Source organism: Enterococcus sp. 5H (genome assembly GCF_028128615.1).
Classification (GTDB): domain Bacteria; phylum Bacillota; class Bacilli; order Lactobacillales; family Enterococcaceae; genus Enterococcus_L.
In genome coordinates this window covers 1-16,797 of record NZ_AMDP01000036.1, presented here as the reverse complement: position 1 = coordinate 16,797, position 16,797 = coordinate 1, and the positions used below count along the sequence as shown (strand labels likewise).

19 protein-coding genes and 1 pseudogene are annotated in these 16,797 nt (G+C 34.4%); 4 read left to right on the top strand and 16 right to left on the bottom strand.

The genetic code is table 11. The features are described from left to right. Positions 1-24: 24 nt before the first annotated feature. The 6 genes from rsmI to tmk form a co-directional block, all read right to left on the bottom strand. Complete coding sequence (rsmI, locus tag C240_RS11950; RefSeq protein WP_271495962.1) at positions 25-891, bottom strand: 16S rRNA (cytidine(1402)-2'-O)-methyltransferase; 867 nt, start codon at positions 889-891, stop codon at positions 25-27. 77 nt (positions 892-968) lie between these two features. Continuing rightward, complete coding sequence (locus C240_RS11945) at positions 969-1,316, bottom strand: DNA replication initiation control protein YabA (RefSeq protein WP_271495961.1); 348 nt, start codon at positions 1,314-1,316, stop codon at positions 969-971. Then, positions 1,309-2,151: a PSP1 domain-containing protein gene (locus C240_RS11940; RefSeq protein WP_271495960.1), complete on the bottom strand. Its 843-nt coding sequence runs from the start codon at positions 2,149-2,151 to the stop codon at positions 1,309-1,311. The genes C240_RS11945 and C240_RS11940 overlap by 8 nt, the downstream gene beginning before the upstream one ends. 2 nt (positions 2,152-2,153) lie before the next feature. Continuing rightward, positions 2,154-3,116, bottom strand: a complete 963-nt coding sequence (gene holB / locus C240_RS11935) for a DNA polymerase III subunit delta' (protein WP_271495959.1) — start codon at positions 3,114-3,116, stop codon at positions 2,154-2,156. A gap of 1 nt (position 3,117) precedes the next feature. Then, a complete protein-coding gene (locus C240_RS11930; RefSeq protein WP_010760520.1) occupies positions 3,118-3,447 on the bottom strand; it encodes a cyclic-di-AMP receptor in 330 nt (109 codons plus the stop codon). A gap of 14 nt (positions 3,448-3,461) precedes the next feature. After that, on the bottom strand, positions 3,462-4,106 hold the full coding sequence (tmk, locus tag C240_RS11925) for a dTMP kinase (RefSeq protein WP_271495958.1): 645 nt from the start codon (positions 4,104-4,106) through the stop codon (positions 3,462-3,464). A gap of 184 nt (positions 4,107-4,290) precedes the next feature. Between tmk and C240_RS11920 the strand changes: the two genes are divergently transcribed. Continuing rightward, a complete protein-coding gene (locus C240_RS11920) occupies positions 4,291-4,956 on the top strand; it encodes an O-methyltransferase (protein ID WP_271495957.1) in 666 nt (221 codons plus the stop codon). A 59-nt stretch (positions 4,957-5,015) separates the two neighbouring features. On the opposite strand, the gene recR is transcribed toward C240_RS11920, so the two are convergent. Beyond that, positions 5,016-5,612: a recombination mediator RecR gene (gene recR / locus C240_RS11915; RefSeq protein ID WP_271495956.1), complete on the bottom strand. Its 597-nt coding sequence runs from the start codon at positions 5,610-5,612 to the stop codon at positions 5,016-5,018. 197 nt (positions 5,613-5,809) lie between these two features. Here recR and C240_RS11910 point away from each other — a divergent pair, with 197 nt between their 5' ends. Together C240_RS11910 and C240_RS11905 are read left to right on the top strand one after the other, a co-directional pair. Then, a complete protein-coding gene (locus tag C240_RS11910; RefSeq protein WP_271495955.1) occupies positions 5,810-6,358 on the top strand; it encodes a PadR family transcriptional regulator in 549 nt (182 codons plus the stop codon). Beyond that, positions 6,339-7,211 carry an alpha/beta hydrolase fold domain-containing protein gene (locus C240_RS11905; protein ID WP_271495954.1) on the top strand — a complete coding sequence of 291 codons (873 nt, stop codon included), beginning with the start codon at positions 6,339-6,341 and terminating at the stop codon, positions 7,209-7,211. The genes C240_RS11910 and C240_RS11905 overlap by 20 nt, the downstream gene beginning before the upstream one ends. A gap of 69 nt (positions 7,212-7,280) precedes the next feature. On the opposite strand, the gene C240_RS11900 is transcribed toward C240_RS11905, so the two are convergent. The 4 genes from C240_RS11900 to C240_RS11885 all read right to left on the bottom strand — a co-directional run bounded on the left by C240_RS11900 (position 7,281) and on the right by C240_RS11885 (position 11,393). Then, a complete protein-coding gene (locus tag C240_RS11900; RefSeq protein ID WP_271495953.1) occupies positions 7,281-7,595 on the bottom strand; it encodes a YbaB/EbfC family nucleoid-associated protein in 315 nt (104 codons plus the stop codon). A 15-nt stretch (positions 7,596-7,610) separates the two neighbouring features. Beyond that, the gene (gene dnaX / locus C240_RS11895; protein WP_271495952.1) at positions 7,611-9,374 is read right to left on the bottom strand and encodes a DNA polymerase III subunit gamma/tau; all 1,764 of its coding nucleotides are present in this window, start codon (positions 9,372-9,374) and stop codon (positions 7,611-7,613) included. A 133-nt stretch (positions 9,375-9,507) separates the two neighbouring features. Further along, positions 9,508-9,786, bottom strand: a complete 279-nt coding sequence (locus C240_RS11890) for a YiaA/YiaB family inner membrane protein (protein WP_271495951.1) — start codon at positions 9,784-9,786, stop codon at positions 9,508-9,510. A 113-nt stretch (positions 9,787-9,899) separates the two neighbouring features. After that, entirely contained in the window at positions 9,900-11,393 is a 1,494-nt protein-coding gene (locus C240_RS11885) for a helix-turn-helix domain-containing protein (protein ID WP_271495950.1), read from the bottom strand. Between the two features lie 239 nt (positions 11,394-11,632). Between C240_RS11885 and C240_RS11880 the strand changes: the two genes are divergently transcribed. Then, positions 11,633-12,628, top strand: a complete 996-nt coding sequence (locus tag C240_RS11880) for an immunoglobulin-like domain-containing protein (RefSeq protein ID WP_271495949.1) — start codon at positions 11,633-11,635, stop codon at positions 12,626-12,628. A gap of 146 nt (positions 12,629-12,774) precedes the next feature. On the opposite strand, the gene C240_RS11875 is transcribed toward C240_RS11880, so the two are convergent. The 5 genes and pseudogenes from C240_RS11875 to C240_RS11855 form a co-directional block, all read right to left on the bottom strand. Continuing rightward, positions 12,775-13,254, bottom strand: a complete 480-nt coding sequence (locus C240_RS11875) for a hypothetical protein (RefSeq protein ID WP_271495948.1) — start codon at positions 13,252-13,254, stop codon at positions 12,775-12,777. A gap of 248 nt (positions 13,255-13,502) precedes the next feature. Next, positions 13,503-14,033, bottom strand: a complete 531-nt coding sequence (locus C240_RS11870; RefSeq protein ID WP_271495947.1) for a hypothetical protein — start codon at positions 14,031-14,033, stop codon at positions 13,503-13,505. Between the two features lie 256 nt (positions 14,034-14,289). Further along, positions 14,290-14,790, bottom strand: a complete 501-nt coding sequence (locus C240_RS11865; RefSeq protein WP_271495946.1) for a hypothetical protein — start codon at positions 14,788-14,790, stop codon at positions 14,290-14,292. Between the two features lie 51 nt (positions 14,791-14,841). Then, positions 14,842-15,057, bottom strand: coding sequence for a WXG100 family type VII secretion target (locus tag C240_RS11860; RefSeq protein WP_271496109.1), 216 nt, complete (start codon positions 15,055-15,057; stop codon positions 14,842-14,844). Positions 15,058-15,334: 277 nt separating this feature from the next. Further along, a pseudogene (locus C240_RS11855) lies at positions 15,335-16,740 on the bottom strand (IS3 family transposase). Positions 16,741-16,797 lie beyond the last annotated feature (57 nt).

Below are 16,797 nucleotides of genomic sequence, written 5' to 3'. Positions count from 1 at the left end.
TGATTTATTTTCATGAAACTCTAGTTAATTCACATGATATTCCTTATAGACCTCTTGCTTTTTCAACCCACGAAGCTTTGCTACTTCTTTAATCGCTTCTTTTGAAGAACTGCCAGCATTTATCAACAATTCAATATGCTCTTTTAGCGGTAAAGCAAGGTCTTCATTTCCCTCATCAGCTGTTCCTGAAAAACCTTCCACTAACAAACAACATTCTCCTTTTAAGGTATGATCCGCTAAATATTTACTAAGTTCTTCCAATGTTCCTCGCAAATATTCTTCGTGTAATTTCGTCAGTTCACGGCAAATAACTGCTTTTCGCTCTGTTCCAAATACTTCTGAAAAATGCTTTACAGTTGTCGCAATTCGATGAGGTGATTCATAAAAAATTTGAGTGGGTACATCAGTCTTTAAACGTTCCAATACTTCGATTTGTTCTTTTTTCTTTCTAGGTAAAAATCCGTAGAACGTAAATGGCTGTGGCATCAATCCTGAAGCAATTAGCGCAGTGATACCCGCACTTGGTCCTGGTAAAGCAATAACTTTCAGATTTGCCTCAATACAAGCTGCCACTAATTCATGTCCAGGATCACTAATTGACGGCATACCTGCGTCGCTCACTTGAGCAATCACTTCGCCAGCTTCCAAACGCTGAATAAATTGAGGAATCCGTTCTTTATAATTATGTTCATGAAAACTAATTTGCGGTGTAGAAATCTCAAAATGATTCAATAATTTTTGAGTATTACGTGTATCCTCACTGGCAATAATCGTCGCTTCTTTTAACATATTAATGCAGCGAAAGCTCATATCTTCTAAATTACCAATTGGTGTGGGAACAAGATATAGTACCCCAGAATTACCAGAATCAAAACTTTTCTGTTTCTGCATAGTGGCTCCTTTGCATGTTACATTATTATAAAAAGGCTGAGACAATATTTGCCACAGCCTCAATTTTAATTATTTTGCTATTTACTACGTTCACCGTAGATCACATCTAAACAAAAAGCACATTCCTCATCATTTTCACGACGAGAACCGTATAAAATATTGCAGACATGAAAGCCTTCCTCATAAAGCTTTTCCAAATTCATTCGAGATTTTGATAACTCTTGCTTAACAGAGTCATTTGGTTCAGCTGCTAATTTGGTTAGCTCTTGCAAATGTTCCCGTAAGCGTTGATTTTCAATTTCAAGCGTTGTATTTTTTTCAACTAACTCGTGTAAAGCTTCTTTAATTTCTGATAATTGCCCTAACGTTCCTTTTAAATCGGTCTCTAAGGAACTCAAACCGTCATATAAAGAGCGTTTATCCATTGCGATCACCATTGTTTTCAGATTGGGATTTTTCAGTTGCTTCTTTGATTTCTTCGTAGTCATACTCAACAGCCATTTCACGTCCAACTAAGCGAACTTTAATGATACGGCTTAATAAGTTCAGTCCGACTACCTTACCCTTACCATCTGGGGTAATCACTTCTTTTCCATAATCAGGCAATTCTTTTTTCGCTGCTTCATATTCATCATTTTCGTATTTCAGACAACACATCAAGCGCCCGCATAAACCAGAAATTTTCACAGGGTTCAACGACAATCCTTGATCTTTCGCCATTTTAATAGACACAGGCATAAAATCACCTAAAAATGTTGAACAGCACAATTGACGACCACACGGACCGATTCCACCTAAAATTTTGGCTTCGTCTCTTACCCCAATCTGGCGTAATTCTATACGTGTACGGAAAATTGCTGCCAAATCTTTAACTAACTCACGAAAATCAATTCGACCATCTGCAGTAAAATAAAAGACCATTTTGCTACGGTCAAATGTATATTCGACACGAATTAATTTCATTTCTAATTCATGGGCACGAATTTTTTCTTTCGCGATGCTTAATGCAGCAGTTGCATCATCAATATTTTTTTGTTCTTTTTCTAGATCAGTGTCTGATGCTTTATTTAAAATCGGCTTTAACTCTTCAGGTAAATCTTCCGGATCAATCGTTTTTTTCGGTATCGCAACTGTGGCCAGCTGTTTAGACTGCTGTGATTCCACAAGAACTTTATCATTGTAAAAATACTCTGATTTTCCAGGAGCAAAATAATAGATATGACCGGCTTCACGGAAGCGAACTCCTACTACTTCTACCATTTTCATCCTCCTATTACTGTTTTAGGGTGAATCATTCGGATCACTAACTGCTCACAAACACTTTGCCAACTAACATTAGCTTCCCACTTTTGGCGGGCTTTTAAAATTAGTTCAATTCTTTGTGCTTGCTGTTCTATCACTCGTTTAATCTGTTCATTTGACACAGAGTCAGTGAATTCTTTACGATAATAAGCCAGTAATAAATCAAAACTCAGCGCTTGCTGTTCTTTTTCTTTAAACGCTTTTATCATCTTTTTTTGAACATAGATAAAGGCTTGAGAATCATCTTTTTTTAAATACTCAAACCATTGTTGAATAATTTCCCTAGCCTCATTAAACCATTGATCTTGAGAGATTTCAACTGCTTTGTCAAAACTATTTGTGAGTTCTGCTAAAAGTAGCGCAGTATTTTTATTAATCCCAGATGTTTCTAATGTATTTACCAGCTTTTCCTTGTTTAACGGTTGAAAATGAAGCACTTGACATCTTGATTGAATCGTCGGCAAAATTTTAGCTAAGGAAGTGGTTTCCAAGATTGCCAAAACTTTTCCTTCGGGTTCTTCTAAAAATTTTAACAAGCTATTCGCAGCTCCAACGCTCATTTTATCTGCTTGCTCAATTAGAAAAACTTTCTGAGCAGTTTCTACACCACTTTTACTAAACTCAGCTTTTAGTTCTCTAATTTGATCGACTTTGATCGTCTGACCGTCAGGAGCAATTCTTAACACATCCGGATGTTCATTTTCATTGATCCGTGTACAATTATTGCATTGATTACATGGATTATTTTCAATCAGATTAGTACAAAAAACATGTTTCGCCATCCATAAGCCAACTTCTTTTTTACCAGTTCCTGTATCGCCTTCAAAAAGATAAGCATGGGCAAGACGACCATGCTCAAAACTTTTCTGAAGCTGCTGGTAAAGCAGCGGTTGTTGTTCACTTAATACTTGTGCTTCTGTCATCTTAATACTGATGGAACCCTTCTACTGGGAGAACAAAAACTGTTGCTCCGCCCACCTCGACCTCTACAGGATAAGGTACTTGTCCATCCATCGTAATATCTAAGGTCACTGGAGTAGATACATATTGTTTACGAGATTGGCACGTTTTTTTAATTAATTCTAAGGCTTCTTCAACACGGTCATCATCGATCCCCACGATAAATGTGCTGTTACCAGCCTTTAAAAATCCGCCTGTTGATGATAGTTTTGTTGCTCGAATGTTGGCATCAATAAATTCATTGGCTAAACGATTGCTGTCTTTATCTTGGACAATTGCTAAAATAATTTTCATGTGTATTCACCTTCCTAATTTCTAAAATATGTTGGATAACGTTTAGTAATTGCTTCAAAAGTTGCTGCTACAACATCTTCTAAACTCATTCTAGCATCAATCTTAGTGATTCTTTCAGGATTTTCTTCGACTAATTTCAAGTATTCATGACGAACACGCTGGTGAAATTCAAGTCCTTCTGAATCTAAGCGGTCAATTTGCTGTTGACGATTATTTTTGATGCGGTTCAAACCTGTATCAGAATCAACATCTAAATAAATCGTAAAATCAGGCGTCGTGCCTTCAATTGCAAACTCATTGATTGAGGCGATTGCTTCGACACCAATTCGGCGACCTGCTCCTTGATAAGCCAAAGAACTATCAACAAAACGATCACAAAGAACGATCTTACCTTCTTCTAACGCCGGTAAAACTTTTTCCATTAAATGCTGACGTCGTGCTGCTGCATATAATAAAGCTTCCGTCCGCTCATCCATTTCTTGATTTCTTGGGTCTAAAATAATTTGACGAATCTTCTCAGCAATGGGAATGCCGCCTGGTTCTCTTGTTTTGATAATACTTCTTTCTGCAACTAAGTCCAATTTTGGATATAATTCATGTAATACACTTGTTTTTCCAGCACCATCTGGACCTTCAATTGTTATAAAAATACCTTGCACTTCACTAATCCCCTTACTTACTATGATTCCTTATATCTATTATACTTTATCTCTGACAATCAGTCTAATTGAATTCCTTCACTCTTACAAATAATTTAGTATCCTGTTATTTAGTTTACTTATTTTGGCTTTTCATTCCCATAAGTATATACTCAATCTATAAAGAAGAATAGGAGTGAATGCTTTGGAAAAATTATTTACAGAAGTTGATAACTATTTTATTGAAAAACTAGTAGAAAATGATCCCATTTTTGAGCAAATTCTGAAAAATAACCAAAAACATCAATTACCGCCGCATGATGTCTCACCTTCTCAAGGAAAATTTCTTTATCTACTATCAAAGATCAAAGGAGCTAAACGTATCTTGGAAATCGGTACGCTTGGTGGGTACAGCACACTCTGGTTTGCCAAAGCACTAGGTTCTGATGGAGAAGTGATCTCGCTTGAATTTGATAAAAAACATGCTGAAGTGGCTAGAAAAAATTTAGCTCTTGCTGGTGTTTCTGATAAAACGAAAATTTTAGTAGGTGCCGCTTCTGATAGTTTAAGAAAAATGGTAGACGCTCAAACAACTCCTTTTGATCTTATTTTCATTGATGCAGACAAAGAAAATAACTCCGTTTATTTGGAGTATGCGCTACAACTCGCTCGTTGCGGTACCGTTATTATTGGTGATAATGTTGTACGCGATGGTGCTGTAATTAACGCAGCTAGTTCTGATAAGCGAGTTTTAGGCGTACGTTCTTTTGTTGATGATCTTGCCACTTCAACCAAACTAACGTCCACTGCGATTGAAACTGTTGGAGTTAAGGGTTATGACGGATTTACAATTAGTATTGTTGAAAAATAAATAACCATCAGTTAATGATCGAAGATACGCTCTTAATCATTAGCTGATGGTTTTAATTTTTAAAGTTCACGACGACCTTCTACAGCTTTTAGTAAAGTCACTTCATCTGCATACTCAATATCACTACCCACAGACAAACCATGAGCTAATCTGGTTACAATAATACCTGCCGGCTTAATTAAACGGGAAAGATACATCGCTGTTGCTTCACCTTCTGTCGTTGCATTTGTCGCAATAATGACTTCTTTAACCTCATCATCATGTAACCGTTGAATTAATGAAGCGATATTAATATCTTCGGGACCAGTTCCTTCCATTGGTGACAATACACCGTGCAGTACATGGTACAAGCCATGATATTCCCGCATTTTTTCCATAGCCATCACATCTTTCGGCTCTTCAACAACCAAAATAATACTACGATCCCGACTTTTATCCTGACAAATCTCGCAAGGATCTTCTTCTGTTATATTCCCGCAAATACTACAAAAATGTAGATCGCGTTTGACACTGATTAGGGATTTCGCAAATGCATTCACATCTTCTTCTTTCATATCAAGAGTATGAAAAGCTAAACGGACAGCGGTTTTTTGACCGATTCCGGGTAATTTCATGTAACTTTCAACTAATTTAGCTATTGGTTCTGGGTAATGCATATTCAACAAATCCTTTCAAACGTTGTATCTATCTGATATACAAACTCAGCTCATTATACCATTTTTTTTAGTTAATTTTGTAGAATATTGATTCTCAAGAAAACTGAAATAATGATGCCCAAAAATAAAATTATTGTCAACTTAACAATTATATTGTATAGTTTTATTAAAACTATACAACTATGAGGTGATTTTTGTTGTACGAGCTATTTATTCTATCCATATTAATGTATTTTCCTACGCATGCTTACCAATTATCTAAAATCATTGAACCATGGATTCATATTAGTCGGGGAACGCTTTCAACTACTCTGAAAAAAATGCTGGCAAAACAAGTAATCGTTCTAGCTAATACTGAGACAACAAGTGACAATCGACAGATTCAAAATTATCAAATTACTAACTATGGTAAAACATATTTTTTTGAGTTAATGATGGATGTTTCAGATCAAAGTAATTTTATCAAACTTTTCCATATAAAAACTAATGCCTTTCATTTATTAAAAAAACAGCAACGACAGTTTTTAATTCAAGAATTTATTAGTGCTTGCTTAAAACGGCAAGAATTTCTTTTAAAGCAAGTAGCTAATTTACAAGCCACTGATGAACCTCCGCAAGAAATGAAATATCAACATTTTAGCGATTTAGCAACGGCTTCATTAAAACTTGAATATCAACAATTAGAACTAGAAAAATCATGGGCCGAAAAATTGGAGGAAAATCATTTTGGAAAGTATTCAAAGTAAAGCTCTCAAACTATTTGCACGCTTGGCAAAGATTAATAAGATTTGGACGTTAGAAGGTGCAGATTTGCAAGCAGCTATTGCTCAAAAACAGAAAAAATTGGCAACGCCCTCAAAGAAAATGACGGAGGATTTTTTAGTTTACTATGATACAAGTCTGTCTTTTCCATTTTATAAAATCAGCCAGAAACAAAAGGCAAGTCAAAAAAGTTTAATTTATTTAGCTGGCGGTGGGTTTGTTTTACCCATGAGTGAACTTCATTGGTCTTATATTGAAAATATCATGCGCAGTCTGGATATAGAAATATATGTCCCTATTTATCCTTTAGCACCTGAGTTTTCTTTTGAAGATATGAGTGAGTTTCTAGTTGATTTTTATCGAAATCTGGACGTAGATTTTTCCAACTTGACCATTATGGGAGATTCAGCTGGAGGAACATTAGCATTATCTTTGGCTCAATCAATACAAAAACGTAATTTAAAGAACCCTAAACAAATAATTGCTATCTCTCCTTTAGTTCGATTTGATTTTTCTAATCCTCAAATTCAAATTGCACAAAAATCTGATTTCATTTCAGCTTCGAAGGCTTTAGGTCAAATTGGAGAATGGGTTGCTACTGGTTCCTCTTTGAATGATCCTTTGATTAGTCCGTATTATGGCAACTTTAAAGATACTTCACCTATTCACATTTTTTCTGGAACAGCTGATATTACTAATCCGGATACACGAACGATGGTGGAACAAAATCCGACTGATTTCAATTATTATGAGTACGATAAAATGCCTCATATATTCCCTCTATTTCCACTTCCTGAAGGGAAATCAGCTTCGAACATTATTAAAAGCTTGTTATAATAAGCTTTTAATAAAAAGATCAGATGGAGTAATAAATACTCCATCTGATCTTTTTTATTGTTCATCATTTTAAAATCCAGGTAATCCTTTTGTATATTTGCCCATAGTCGATTCTGTTTCTTTTTCAACTTTTGCTAAACCATCGTTTACTGCCATAATCACAAGGTCTTGAAGCATTTCTACGTCTTCTGGGTCAACAACATCTTCTTTAATAGAAATATCTTTCAATTTACGATCGCCAGTAAAGGTTGCCGTTACTAATTGATTCGTTGCTTCTCCAACAAATTCTCTTTCGTTTAACTCAGATTGAGCTTTTTCCATATCTTTTTGCATTTTTTGGACTTGTTTCATCATCCCTTGCATATTTCCCATGCCACGCATCATAATTATCGTCTCCTCTTAATCGTTTATTACTTCAACGAGCTCTGTGCCAAACATGGCAATGGCTTCGTCGACTACTTGGTTGTTTGTTTCAGGTTCAGGTTGTTGCTCTGCTTCTGTCATAAAATGAGAATCTCCATTTGAAACTGACTCCTCTGAATCGGATGTTCCAATCGAATCTTTGTTTTGGCTAATAAATGATTGGCGTAATTTAGGCCAACTTTCTTTCGTAATACAAACCATATCTGGTGCATAATCAGCCAATCGACTCAAATTATTATGAACAGCTAACTGTAACTCTTCATCATCCATCGCACGTCCACAGACAATTTCATAGTCAAAAGCAATCACTAAGCCTTTAGGTCCTGCTGCAACTGGTTCACTTGCTTTTAACATTGCCCGTTGTGTAACAGATAGTGTCTGAAGTAAATCTTCCCAAACGTTTTTGACATTTAATAAATGATCTCTGGTTGCTTCATTTAGAACCTTATAAACCAGTTCTGTCGGAATCCGTAAGGCATTTTTACTACTGGTTACTCGGGTTGTTTTAGCAGGTTCAGGCTCTTTCGCAGCAACACCATTTTTCTTGATCCCAGCCAATTCTTTTTGTAAAGTTTCGATTTGCTGCTGTAAGGCAGTCAATTCAGTGGAAGAACTAGCTACTTCTTGCTTTGGTTCCTCAGAAGTTTCTATGGTTCTTTTTACTGATTTCGCTAATTTGACTGTAGCAACTTCTAGATAGATATTTGCATTGTTAGTAAAACGGATATCGTTTTGCGTATCGCTTAAGATTTGGATCATCTGATAAATTTTTTCTGCCGAAGTCTGTCCAGCTAATTCTTTAAACTTATCTGTTAAATTTCCAACTTTTTCTGCTAATAATTTTGGTGCTTGCTGGAACATAAGCAAATCTCGGCAATATAATAACAAATCTTCCAAAAATCTTCGAGCTTCTTTGCCTGAACTAAGAATGCTTTCTAGCGTTTCTAAGGCCTGTTCCACGTCACCTGTAACACAACAAGAAATATATTGATCCATCATTTCGTAAGTTAAACTGCCAGTCACTTGCATAGCATCTGCCAAGGTTACTTTTTCATCACTAAATGAAATGGTCTGATCCAAGATACTCAAGGCATCCCGCATCCCGCCTTCTGCTGCCCGGCCAATGACATATAAAGCCTGCTCTTCAAATTCGACATTGATTTGCTTTAAAATATACGCCAGATGATCCACAATATCTTGTGTTCCGATTCGTTTAAAATCAAAGCGTTGTGTTCTAGAAATAATCGTTAGCGGAATCTTGTGCGGCTCAGTTGTTGCTAAAATAAAAATAACATTCTTAGGCGGTTCTTCTAACGTTTTCAATAATGCGTTAAAAGCACCTGTAGAAAGCATATGGACTTCATCAATGATATAAACTTTATACTCTGCTTGAGTAGGTGCATATTTTGCTTTATCACGAATATCACGAATTTCTTCAACACCATTATTACTAGCCGCATCAATTTCAATGACGTCATTTAAACGACCTTCTGTAATAGCAATACATGTTTCACATTCATTACAAGGTTCACCATCAACGCTATGTTGACAGTTAATTGCTTTAGCAAAAATTTTTGCCGCACTAGTTTTCCCTGTTCCTCTAGGTCCGGTAAACAAATAGGCATGTGAGGTTTTCTTTTGTATAATCGCATTTTTTAATGTCTGAGTAATCGCTTTTTGTCCCACAACATCATCAAAACGCTGTGAACGCCATACACGATATAACGCTTGATAAGCCATAATTTACCCCTCCCTGAAATTTCACTATCTACTATTATACGTGATTTCTGCCGATAAAACATTAAAAAAAGCTGACTGATTAAAATTTCTTTCACAAAAAAACCCAGACTTTCGTCCAGGCTTTACAAACTTATTAAATATGTGTATCTGTCTCTTCCTTTTTTGTCGGTCCATCCATCGCGCGGAACATTTGATTATAGCGCTCTTCATCTTCTTGGTTATCTCTAATCACTTTAGATAATGTGAATGAGGAAGAAATCAGCCCAACTGATCCCATTAAGTAGTAACCTTTAACCATCAAAGGCTCCTTCAATGTGTATAAACCGACTAACATCAATGCCACGAAAAAGGCAAATGATCCCCAACTTAAAAAAACAAAAGCCGGTGTATTTCTATAAGCTTTCTTTTTCATTTTTCTCTCCTTAAATAATAATAGTAGTGCTTTTTTAGTATATCATTATCAATTATTAAAAGACAATCATTATTTTTAATAACATTTTCATAATTATAAAAAAAACAAAATTATTATCCATTTAAATACGCAATATCTTTTGGTAAAACCAATCTTCTATTATCAATATATTTTCGTAAATCGGTCAAATTTTTAAAAGACGGGATATCTTCAACAATCATATTTACCTCGGAGTCTATCTCCTCAATTGTGTAATTCGATACATACAAATCGTAGTCTTGACTAGATTGATTAGTAAACTCATTATAGAAATGATTTTCTTGGACAGAAAGTAGAATTTTATTTTGGAAATTATCTTTTAACACTGAACTTAGTAATTGGGCATGTTCTTTCCCTAAGTCACTCAGAACTAACACTGAGACTTGGTGCCTCATTTCATCTGTTAACTTACTAAGATTTTCCCAGCGTATCGCCATTTCATGAAGAATGCTATTTAAATACATTGTTTTCCATGGAAATTTCATTTTCATTTCAATAACAGATAATGCTTTGGTGACTACCGCAGTAAAAACGATAAAATTTTGCTTAATCGCTTTGCTTGAATATAGGTAACGGTCATAAACCATAAATTGCTTATATGGAAATAACTTATGTTTAGCGTAGATATATTCAATTAAATGAACAATACTAAACCTACTTTGTTCTGAAATTGAAATCGATAAAGCATTTTTGACTGTATCAATTAAACTTTCAGCTTGATGAATGACATTCTGTTTTTCTTGTTCATTATCCCAGCCAAAATCCCACCAAAAAATGGAATAACAAAAATCCTCATACCAATTATCAGGTAAAACAACATCTAAAGGTTCGGCAATTTCTTCTATATCTGACTGATATTTTTTCACATCAGTCGTTCTTTTGACAAAAATGTTCATCGGATCTTTTTTAGACTGAATTAGAAATCCCTGACGTTCTCTGATAATTGTCACCGCAATGGAATAAGCAAGGTGAACGATTTGGCTGTCATTTAATTCTAAATTAAATTTCTGATTAATTTTATTTGTCAGGTTAAAAACTTTTTTCCGGTCTAATTGAAAAGGCCAATCTCGAATACCATAAACTTCTATAAAATAGCTTGTAAAAAAATAGCGTACTTGTCGTTCATCTTTTCCATGAACAAAATAAGGCGAGCGATCCATCTGGATATTACGATCTTTTAAAGCTGTGCCAATTACCTTAGATAAGCGATACAAACTAGAATTACTTAAAAATAATTTTTGTTCCCAATAAGCTGCTTGTTTATTAGGCTGAAAAAAAATCGATTCTAGTAATGTAAACGCATTGGATTCTTGAATGATTTCATTGTAAATTTCATGAATCGATTTGTGCGGCGATGTAATCAAACGAATCCCATGTTTTCTAGAAGTTTCAATCGTCAAATAATCTGACCAGCGATCTTCTACATACTGACAATCCAACATAATAGTTTTTTTAGAACATTCAATTTTTTCAGCTAAGTAATCTGAGGTAATCCAACCATTGGAACTACTTAACAGGTTCAACAACAACACTCTTCGATGCATAGATGGTGATAATAACCGTTCCATAATCTCTCCTCTTTTCCACTAAACTACTTTCCTTCAAAAATTTCCATTAGTTACGTTTTTTTTGAAGAAATCCTTATTTACCAATAATTATAGCATCATATTCCTTACTTTGAAATCAATCCAAAGCGCACGTCAATTGGTTTATTTAAAAACAGCTCTTATTATGAAAATATAAACAGCGCGGATTTAAAGTTTATCGATAAATGGAAAGTCTCACCACTATATTGGAGGGATTCTACATGAAAAAAGAAACATTTAAACAAACGATTATTATTGGATTCATTAGTATTTTAGGCGTGATTTTAGTGATCGGCGGCTATATTTTTAGTGATGCTGTCAGTCGGGCTAATCAAGCGGAAACAGAATCTTCAAAAGAAAAAGTTACGTTAGTTAAAAATGTTCCTACTGAAAAAGAACTAAGTTCAAAAAAAGCAGCACCAAAAGTGAAACAAATTAGCACTTCAGAAACTGCAAAAGATACAACAGCACCTACTATTACTGCACCAGAAGAAACGATTGAACAAAATGCTCCTGTTGATATTTTTGAAGATGTAACTGCTAATGATAATAAAGATGGCGACATCACAGCTAAACTAGCAACCACTGAAACTGTCGATACTTCGGTCGTCGGCACTCAAACTGTTCATTTTTCAGTAACTGACAGCAGCGGTAACCAAGCAGCAGCAGAAAAAACGTTTCACATCGTTGCCAAAAGTGAACCGATTGCTGAACCTCAAGTTGAAGAACCTGTTTCAACTCCTGCTGATACGACTCAAGCAGCAGCTACAAGCGCTCCTACAGTCCAAGCAGAACCTGCCTATGCACCAATGACAATTACAATGGCTGGTCAAACCGTTTCGTATCAAAATGGCGGTCAAGGCAGTGGTCAAAGTATTATTGATTCAAATCCTGCCGGCGTTGCTTCCACTTGGGGTGGTGCAGCCGTTCAATCTAGTGATGATGGTCAAAATACTCATTTTATCGGGCATAACCCAGGCGCATTTTCAACTGTCTTTTCACTAAGCGTTGGCAGCCAAATCGTTGTAACTGATGCTAATGGTACACCTACCACTTATACTGTACGTACAATGCTTGAGTTAGATGATTACGGTGAAGAAGTTGGTACAGGAAGAAATTACTGGGATCTTATCGTAGGAACTGGCGGTGGAGAAAGAATTTCACTTCAAAGTTGTGTTAATGATGATATAAACTTGTTTGCAATTGCGTATAAATAAATGTGACGTAGATCAAGATAGATGGTGTGAAAAAGTCAAGCTCTTCTACTATGTATAGCCCTGAAAAGGTCAACTTTTCGGGGCTATACAGCGTTTTATAAATTGCTCGATTTTTGTCACAACCTCATTACTTTATTAAAGGTTATTCAGCGAGCACTCTTTTTTAAATTCAAATAATTTTGACGAGCATCCGCAGCAACTTGTTTCATGTCTGGATAAGCTTTCTTTATATCATTCGCCGTTATAAAAAAGAATATCCATGCTACTATTTGAATAGGTATTGAAATTAACCCTGCTAAACCTAAAAAAACATCTCCTGTCCCACCATTAGATATTTCAATAATTATCGGAACAAAAAATAGTAACCCTATCGCATTTACAACATATATTAAAATTGGAGCTACATACTTTCGTTTAGATACTAAAGTTAATTTTCTAGCATTTATATTTGCTAAAATAGTAAACACAAGTAGGATTGTGCCTACAGAGTTCACATTGAAGTCTAAAAACGAGAATATATAAAATACTATAAAAGCAATCGGAATTGCTAAATAGTAGCCATATGTTTGATATGGTCTGCTTTGTTCCTTCATTTCATTTCTTGCTTTCTTAGATTCTTCTTTCATGAGTATATCTCCTTATTTTCTGTTAATTTTAAATTTAAATACTTCGTTAAATTGTTTCTTTGATCGAAATTTTTTTATACGTAGTTGTTTTAATTTGATTCAGAATATTTTGTCTCAACTCTATTTCTTGTTGTGATACATAACTCAATTGGGTAATTATTTAATTCACAGAGAACGCCCACTAATCAAAAACTGGCAGGCTACTATTAATAGTGAGTGCGTACGTTTATCATAATGTTAGTCATCATTTACGGCTTAATCACTACACGATTGCAAGGTACGTCATTACTAGCATACATTGCAAAAGGATGGTCAAAATCTTCTATGTTTTTACTGAACAATGAACTATCTCCTTGCCATTCTTGATAAAATCGCATTTGTAAAATAGTTTCATTACAAAATAATATATAGTAAATCTTGTTTTTCGTCATTAAAGTTAGGCGAGAATTCAAATACTGAATATAGGACATAGTCAATAGATACTGATCCTTTATGCTTAAATCTTTCTCAATATAATCTATAATGCGAAACTCATTGCTTGAATATTCGTAGCCAGTTCTATCAGTGTTGTATTCAATGACAGCTTCAAATTGTTCCTGAGATATTTCTATTTCCTCACTTCTATCTAAAGTACAATCTAATATTAAGCAACCAAAAATATCAAAAATTTTCCTATTAAATAGTGAGTCTGTTTCGTCTAAAGTAAGCATTAATTCTTGTTTGTGCATTTGTGCATCAAATATTTGAATATTATTTTCCCATAAACTATTACACAACATTTGTATCACTCTCCTAAATATTTTAATGCTTTTTCAATTTCTGAATTATTTAAAAGTATTTGAATTCAAGATTGTGTATAGTAGCTTGTTTTTAGATCAATGAAATTTTTCAAGTTGATATTAAAACTTCTTTTCATCAAGTATTAATTGTTCAATGTTACTTCTAAAAGAAAGCCTACCTATCGAAAACTACTAGGCTACTCTTCATAAACGAAATTATATAAACTGATAGGTAAAATAGCGAAAAAGATCATCTTTAGACATTATTAATTATATTATTAGGTAATTCATCACTTGTATAAATTACAACAGGATTATTATACTCGTCCAAATTTTCATTAAATGGGGTATCATTAGTATCCCACTCCTGATAAAAAAAGATAGTTAAAATATCTTCCTCTAAACTTAACAAGTAATAAATTCTTTTATCTGTCATTAATGTTAAACGTGAATTTAAATATTGAATAAATGATTTTCCTAATAGATATTGATCTTCAACTGTTAACTGTTGATTAATATAATCAATTATTCGAACTTCATTACATGAAGTTTCGTAATTTCTTTTACTTCCAAAATTTTTTTTCCTGAATTCTTCAAACTGTTCATAAGATAGGACATCCTCCTCCGTATCCCTGTCTCCTTCATATGAAATAGTCAAAAAATCATAAAATTTTTCTATCTGAATATTGAACAAATTCGTCAATTGCTTAATAGTAAAAGTGAATTGTTTGTTTTCATCCAACATTTTAGAATCCATTATAGTCTGTTTCCACATTTTATTTGCTAACATACTTTAGTCTAACCTCTATTAAAGTCCGCGACCGATTGCTGAAGTAATATTTTGATCTGTTTCCTCCATAATCTCAGCGGCTTGGTTCAATTGCTTGTTGATTTGATCCAACAGTTCGCCGACCTCTGAAATTTTTGGTTTAAGCGCAGCGAATTGATCGTTGAAGCTATCAAACCCTGAACCTTCCCAATTTCCTTGAATTGTGTCTTGTTCTGATTGAAGCTTTTGTAAAATGTCTTGAACTTGTTATGATCCAACCTTATATTTTGTTGCAGACGTATGTAATTTTTGTTGTGATAATTTAATGCGATCCCCATCCAATTGTAAACTCCCCTTTAATCATTATTTTCATTTCAATAGCATTTTAACACAAAAAGAGATTTATTTTTATCTATTTATTTAATTAGGTATTTTCTATAAAAACATAAAAAAGAACCTCAACAAATTAGTTACTCTGTAGTGACCCCAAGAAGTTAGACTTTTTGTAGAGTGGATTTCTCCACTCTATTTTTTATGCAGTTTTTTGATTGAAATGTCGAAATTCTACTGGGCTTTTCCAGTTAAGTTTTTCTTTGATTCTATAATGATTGTAATAATGAATATAGTTCTCAATGGCTTGTCGTAACTCATTTTGACTTTGATAAACTTTTCCATAATACAATTCTTGCTTTAGAATACTGAAGAAATTCTCCATAGGAGAATTATCTAAGCAGGTTCCTTTCCGAGACATACTTTGAAAGATACGATTATCCTTTAATGTTTGTATATAGGTGTTCATTTGATAAGCCCAGCCTTGATCAGAGTGGAAGGTGCGACGATAGGGACAATCATTTGTTTGAGAAATTGCTTCTTCTAGCCCTGCCATAACTGTTTTACCATTTGGTTGAGTAGAAAAGCTGTAACTTAGAATTTCACTGTTATACATATCCATAAACGGATCTAAATATAGTTTTTTCTGTCGAAGAATGCCCGCATCATCTGTTTCATAGTATTTAAATTCAGTTGTATCCGTCGTAATTTTTTGATGAGAGACCGAAGTTTTGAATCTTCGATGAATCAAGTTTTTAGCTACTTTCCCAACAGTTCCTTTATATGAATTATATTTCCTAGATTTCTTGGTAAATGCTTTGACTTGTAACTGTAGCTTTTGAATTAATCTCTGTACTTTCTTTTTATTTACTTGATATCCACGTCGTTTCAATTCCTGTGTCATTCTTCTATAGCCATAATGTTGATGTTCCTTACGAATCGCTTGAATTTCTTCTTCAATCATTTGTGTTGAAGTTGTTCTGTCGAAGCGTTTTTGCCAGTACATGTAAGTGGCTTTTGGAAACCTTAGGGTTTCCAAAATATCTTTTAATCGAAAGTGTCCTCGGAGGCTGTGAATGGTTCGCGCGATTCTTTCATTTTTTGTTCGTCCTCTAAACGCAGCCTCCTCAATTCTTTTAAATAGGCATTCTCAATTTTTAACATTCTATTTTCTTTTTCTAGTTTATCTAATTGAGATTGTTCACTGGGTAATAATGGCTGGGTTTCATTTCGTTTTTTCTTAGGCATTATAGGTGGACGTCCTTTCTGTTTGGAGAGTCCATCTATACCAAGATTCCGATATGTTTTAAGCCAATTCGCAATTAATGGTGGATTGTTCATTTTGAGAAGATTGGCCACTTCTTGATAGGAGAACTCTGTAGTTAAATACAACTCTATCGCATCTAACTTAAATTGAACAGAGTAATTCTTACTTTTTCGACTACGAAGTAGTCCTTCTTCACCAAGTTCTTTATAGGCATTAATCCATTTCCTTATTTGAGAACTATTTTTAAACCCATATTTTTTTGCGAGAAACCGTGTACCTCCTTGACCAGATAAATAGTCATGGACAACCTTAAGTTTAAATTCAAAACTGTATTTTGCCATACAAAAAAACCTCCAAAAGTTAGATTTCCAGGTCTAACTTTTGGGGGTCGGCTCATT

Excerpts from the sequence above, each read along its gene's own strand:
- rsmI (WP_271495962.1), bottom strand. The coding sequence starts at position 891 with ATGCAGAAACAGAAAAGTTTTGATTCTGGTAATTCTGGGGTACTATAT.
- C240_RS11945 (WP_271495961.1), bottom strand. The coding sequence starts at position 1,316 with ATGGATAAACGCTCTTTATATGACGGTTTGAGTTCCTTAGAGACCGAT.
- C240_RS11940 (WP_271495960.1), bottom strand. The coding sequence starts at position 2,151 with ATGGTAGAAGTAGTAGGAGTTCGCTTCCGTGAAGCCGGTCATATCTAT.
- holB (WP_271495959.1), bottom strand. The coding sequence starts at position 3,116 with ATGACAGAAGCACAAGTATTAAGTGAACAACAACCGCTGCTTTACCAG.
- C240_RS11930 (WP_010760520.1), bottom strand. The coding sequence starts at position 3,447 with ATGAAAATTATTTTAGCAATTGTCCAAGATAAAGACAGCAATCGTTTA.
- recR (WP_271495956.1), bottom strand. The coding sequence starts at position 5,612 with ATGCATTACCCAGAACCAATAGCTAAATTAGTTGAAAGTTACATGAAA.
- C240_RS11900 (WP_271495953.1), bottom strand. The coding sequence starts at position 7,595 with ATGATGCGTGGCATGGGAAATATGCAAGGGATGATGAAACAAGTCCAA.
- dnaX (WP_271495952.1), bottom strand. The coding sequence starts at position 9,374 with ATGGCTTATCAAGCGTTATATCGTGTATGGCGTTCACAGCGTTTTGAT.
- C240_RS11890 (WP_271495951.1), bottom strand. The coding sequence starts at position 9,786 with ATGAAAAAGAAAGCTTATAGAAATACACCGGCTTTTGTTTTTTTAAGT.
- C240_RS11885 (WP_271495950.1), bottom strand. The coding sequence starts at position 11,393 with ATGGAACGGTTATTATCACCATCTATGCATCGAAGAGTGTTGTTGTTG.
- C240_RS11880 (WP_271495949.1), top strand. The coding sequence starts at position 11,633 with ATGAAAAAAGAAACATTTAAACAAACGATTATTATTGGATTCATTAGT.
- C240_RS11875 (WP_271495948.1), bottom strand. The coding sequence starts at position 13,254 with ATGAAAGAAGAATCTAAGAAAGCAAGAAATGAAATGAAGGAACAAAGC.
- C240_RS11870 (WP_271495947.1), bottom strand. The coding sequence starts at position 14,033 with ATGTTGTGTAATAGTTTATGGGAAAATAATATTCAAATATTTGATGCA.
- C240_RS11865 (WP_271495946.1), bottom strand. The coding sequence starts at position 14,790 with ATGGATTCTAAAATGTTGGATGAAAACAAACAATTCACTTTTACTATT.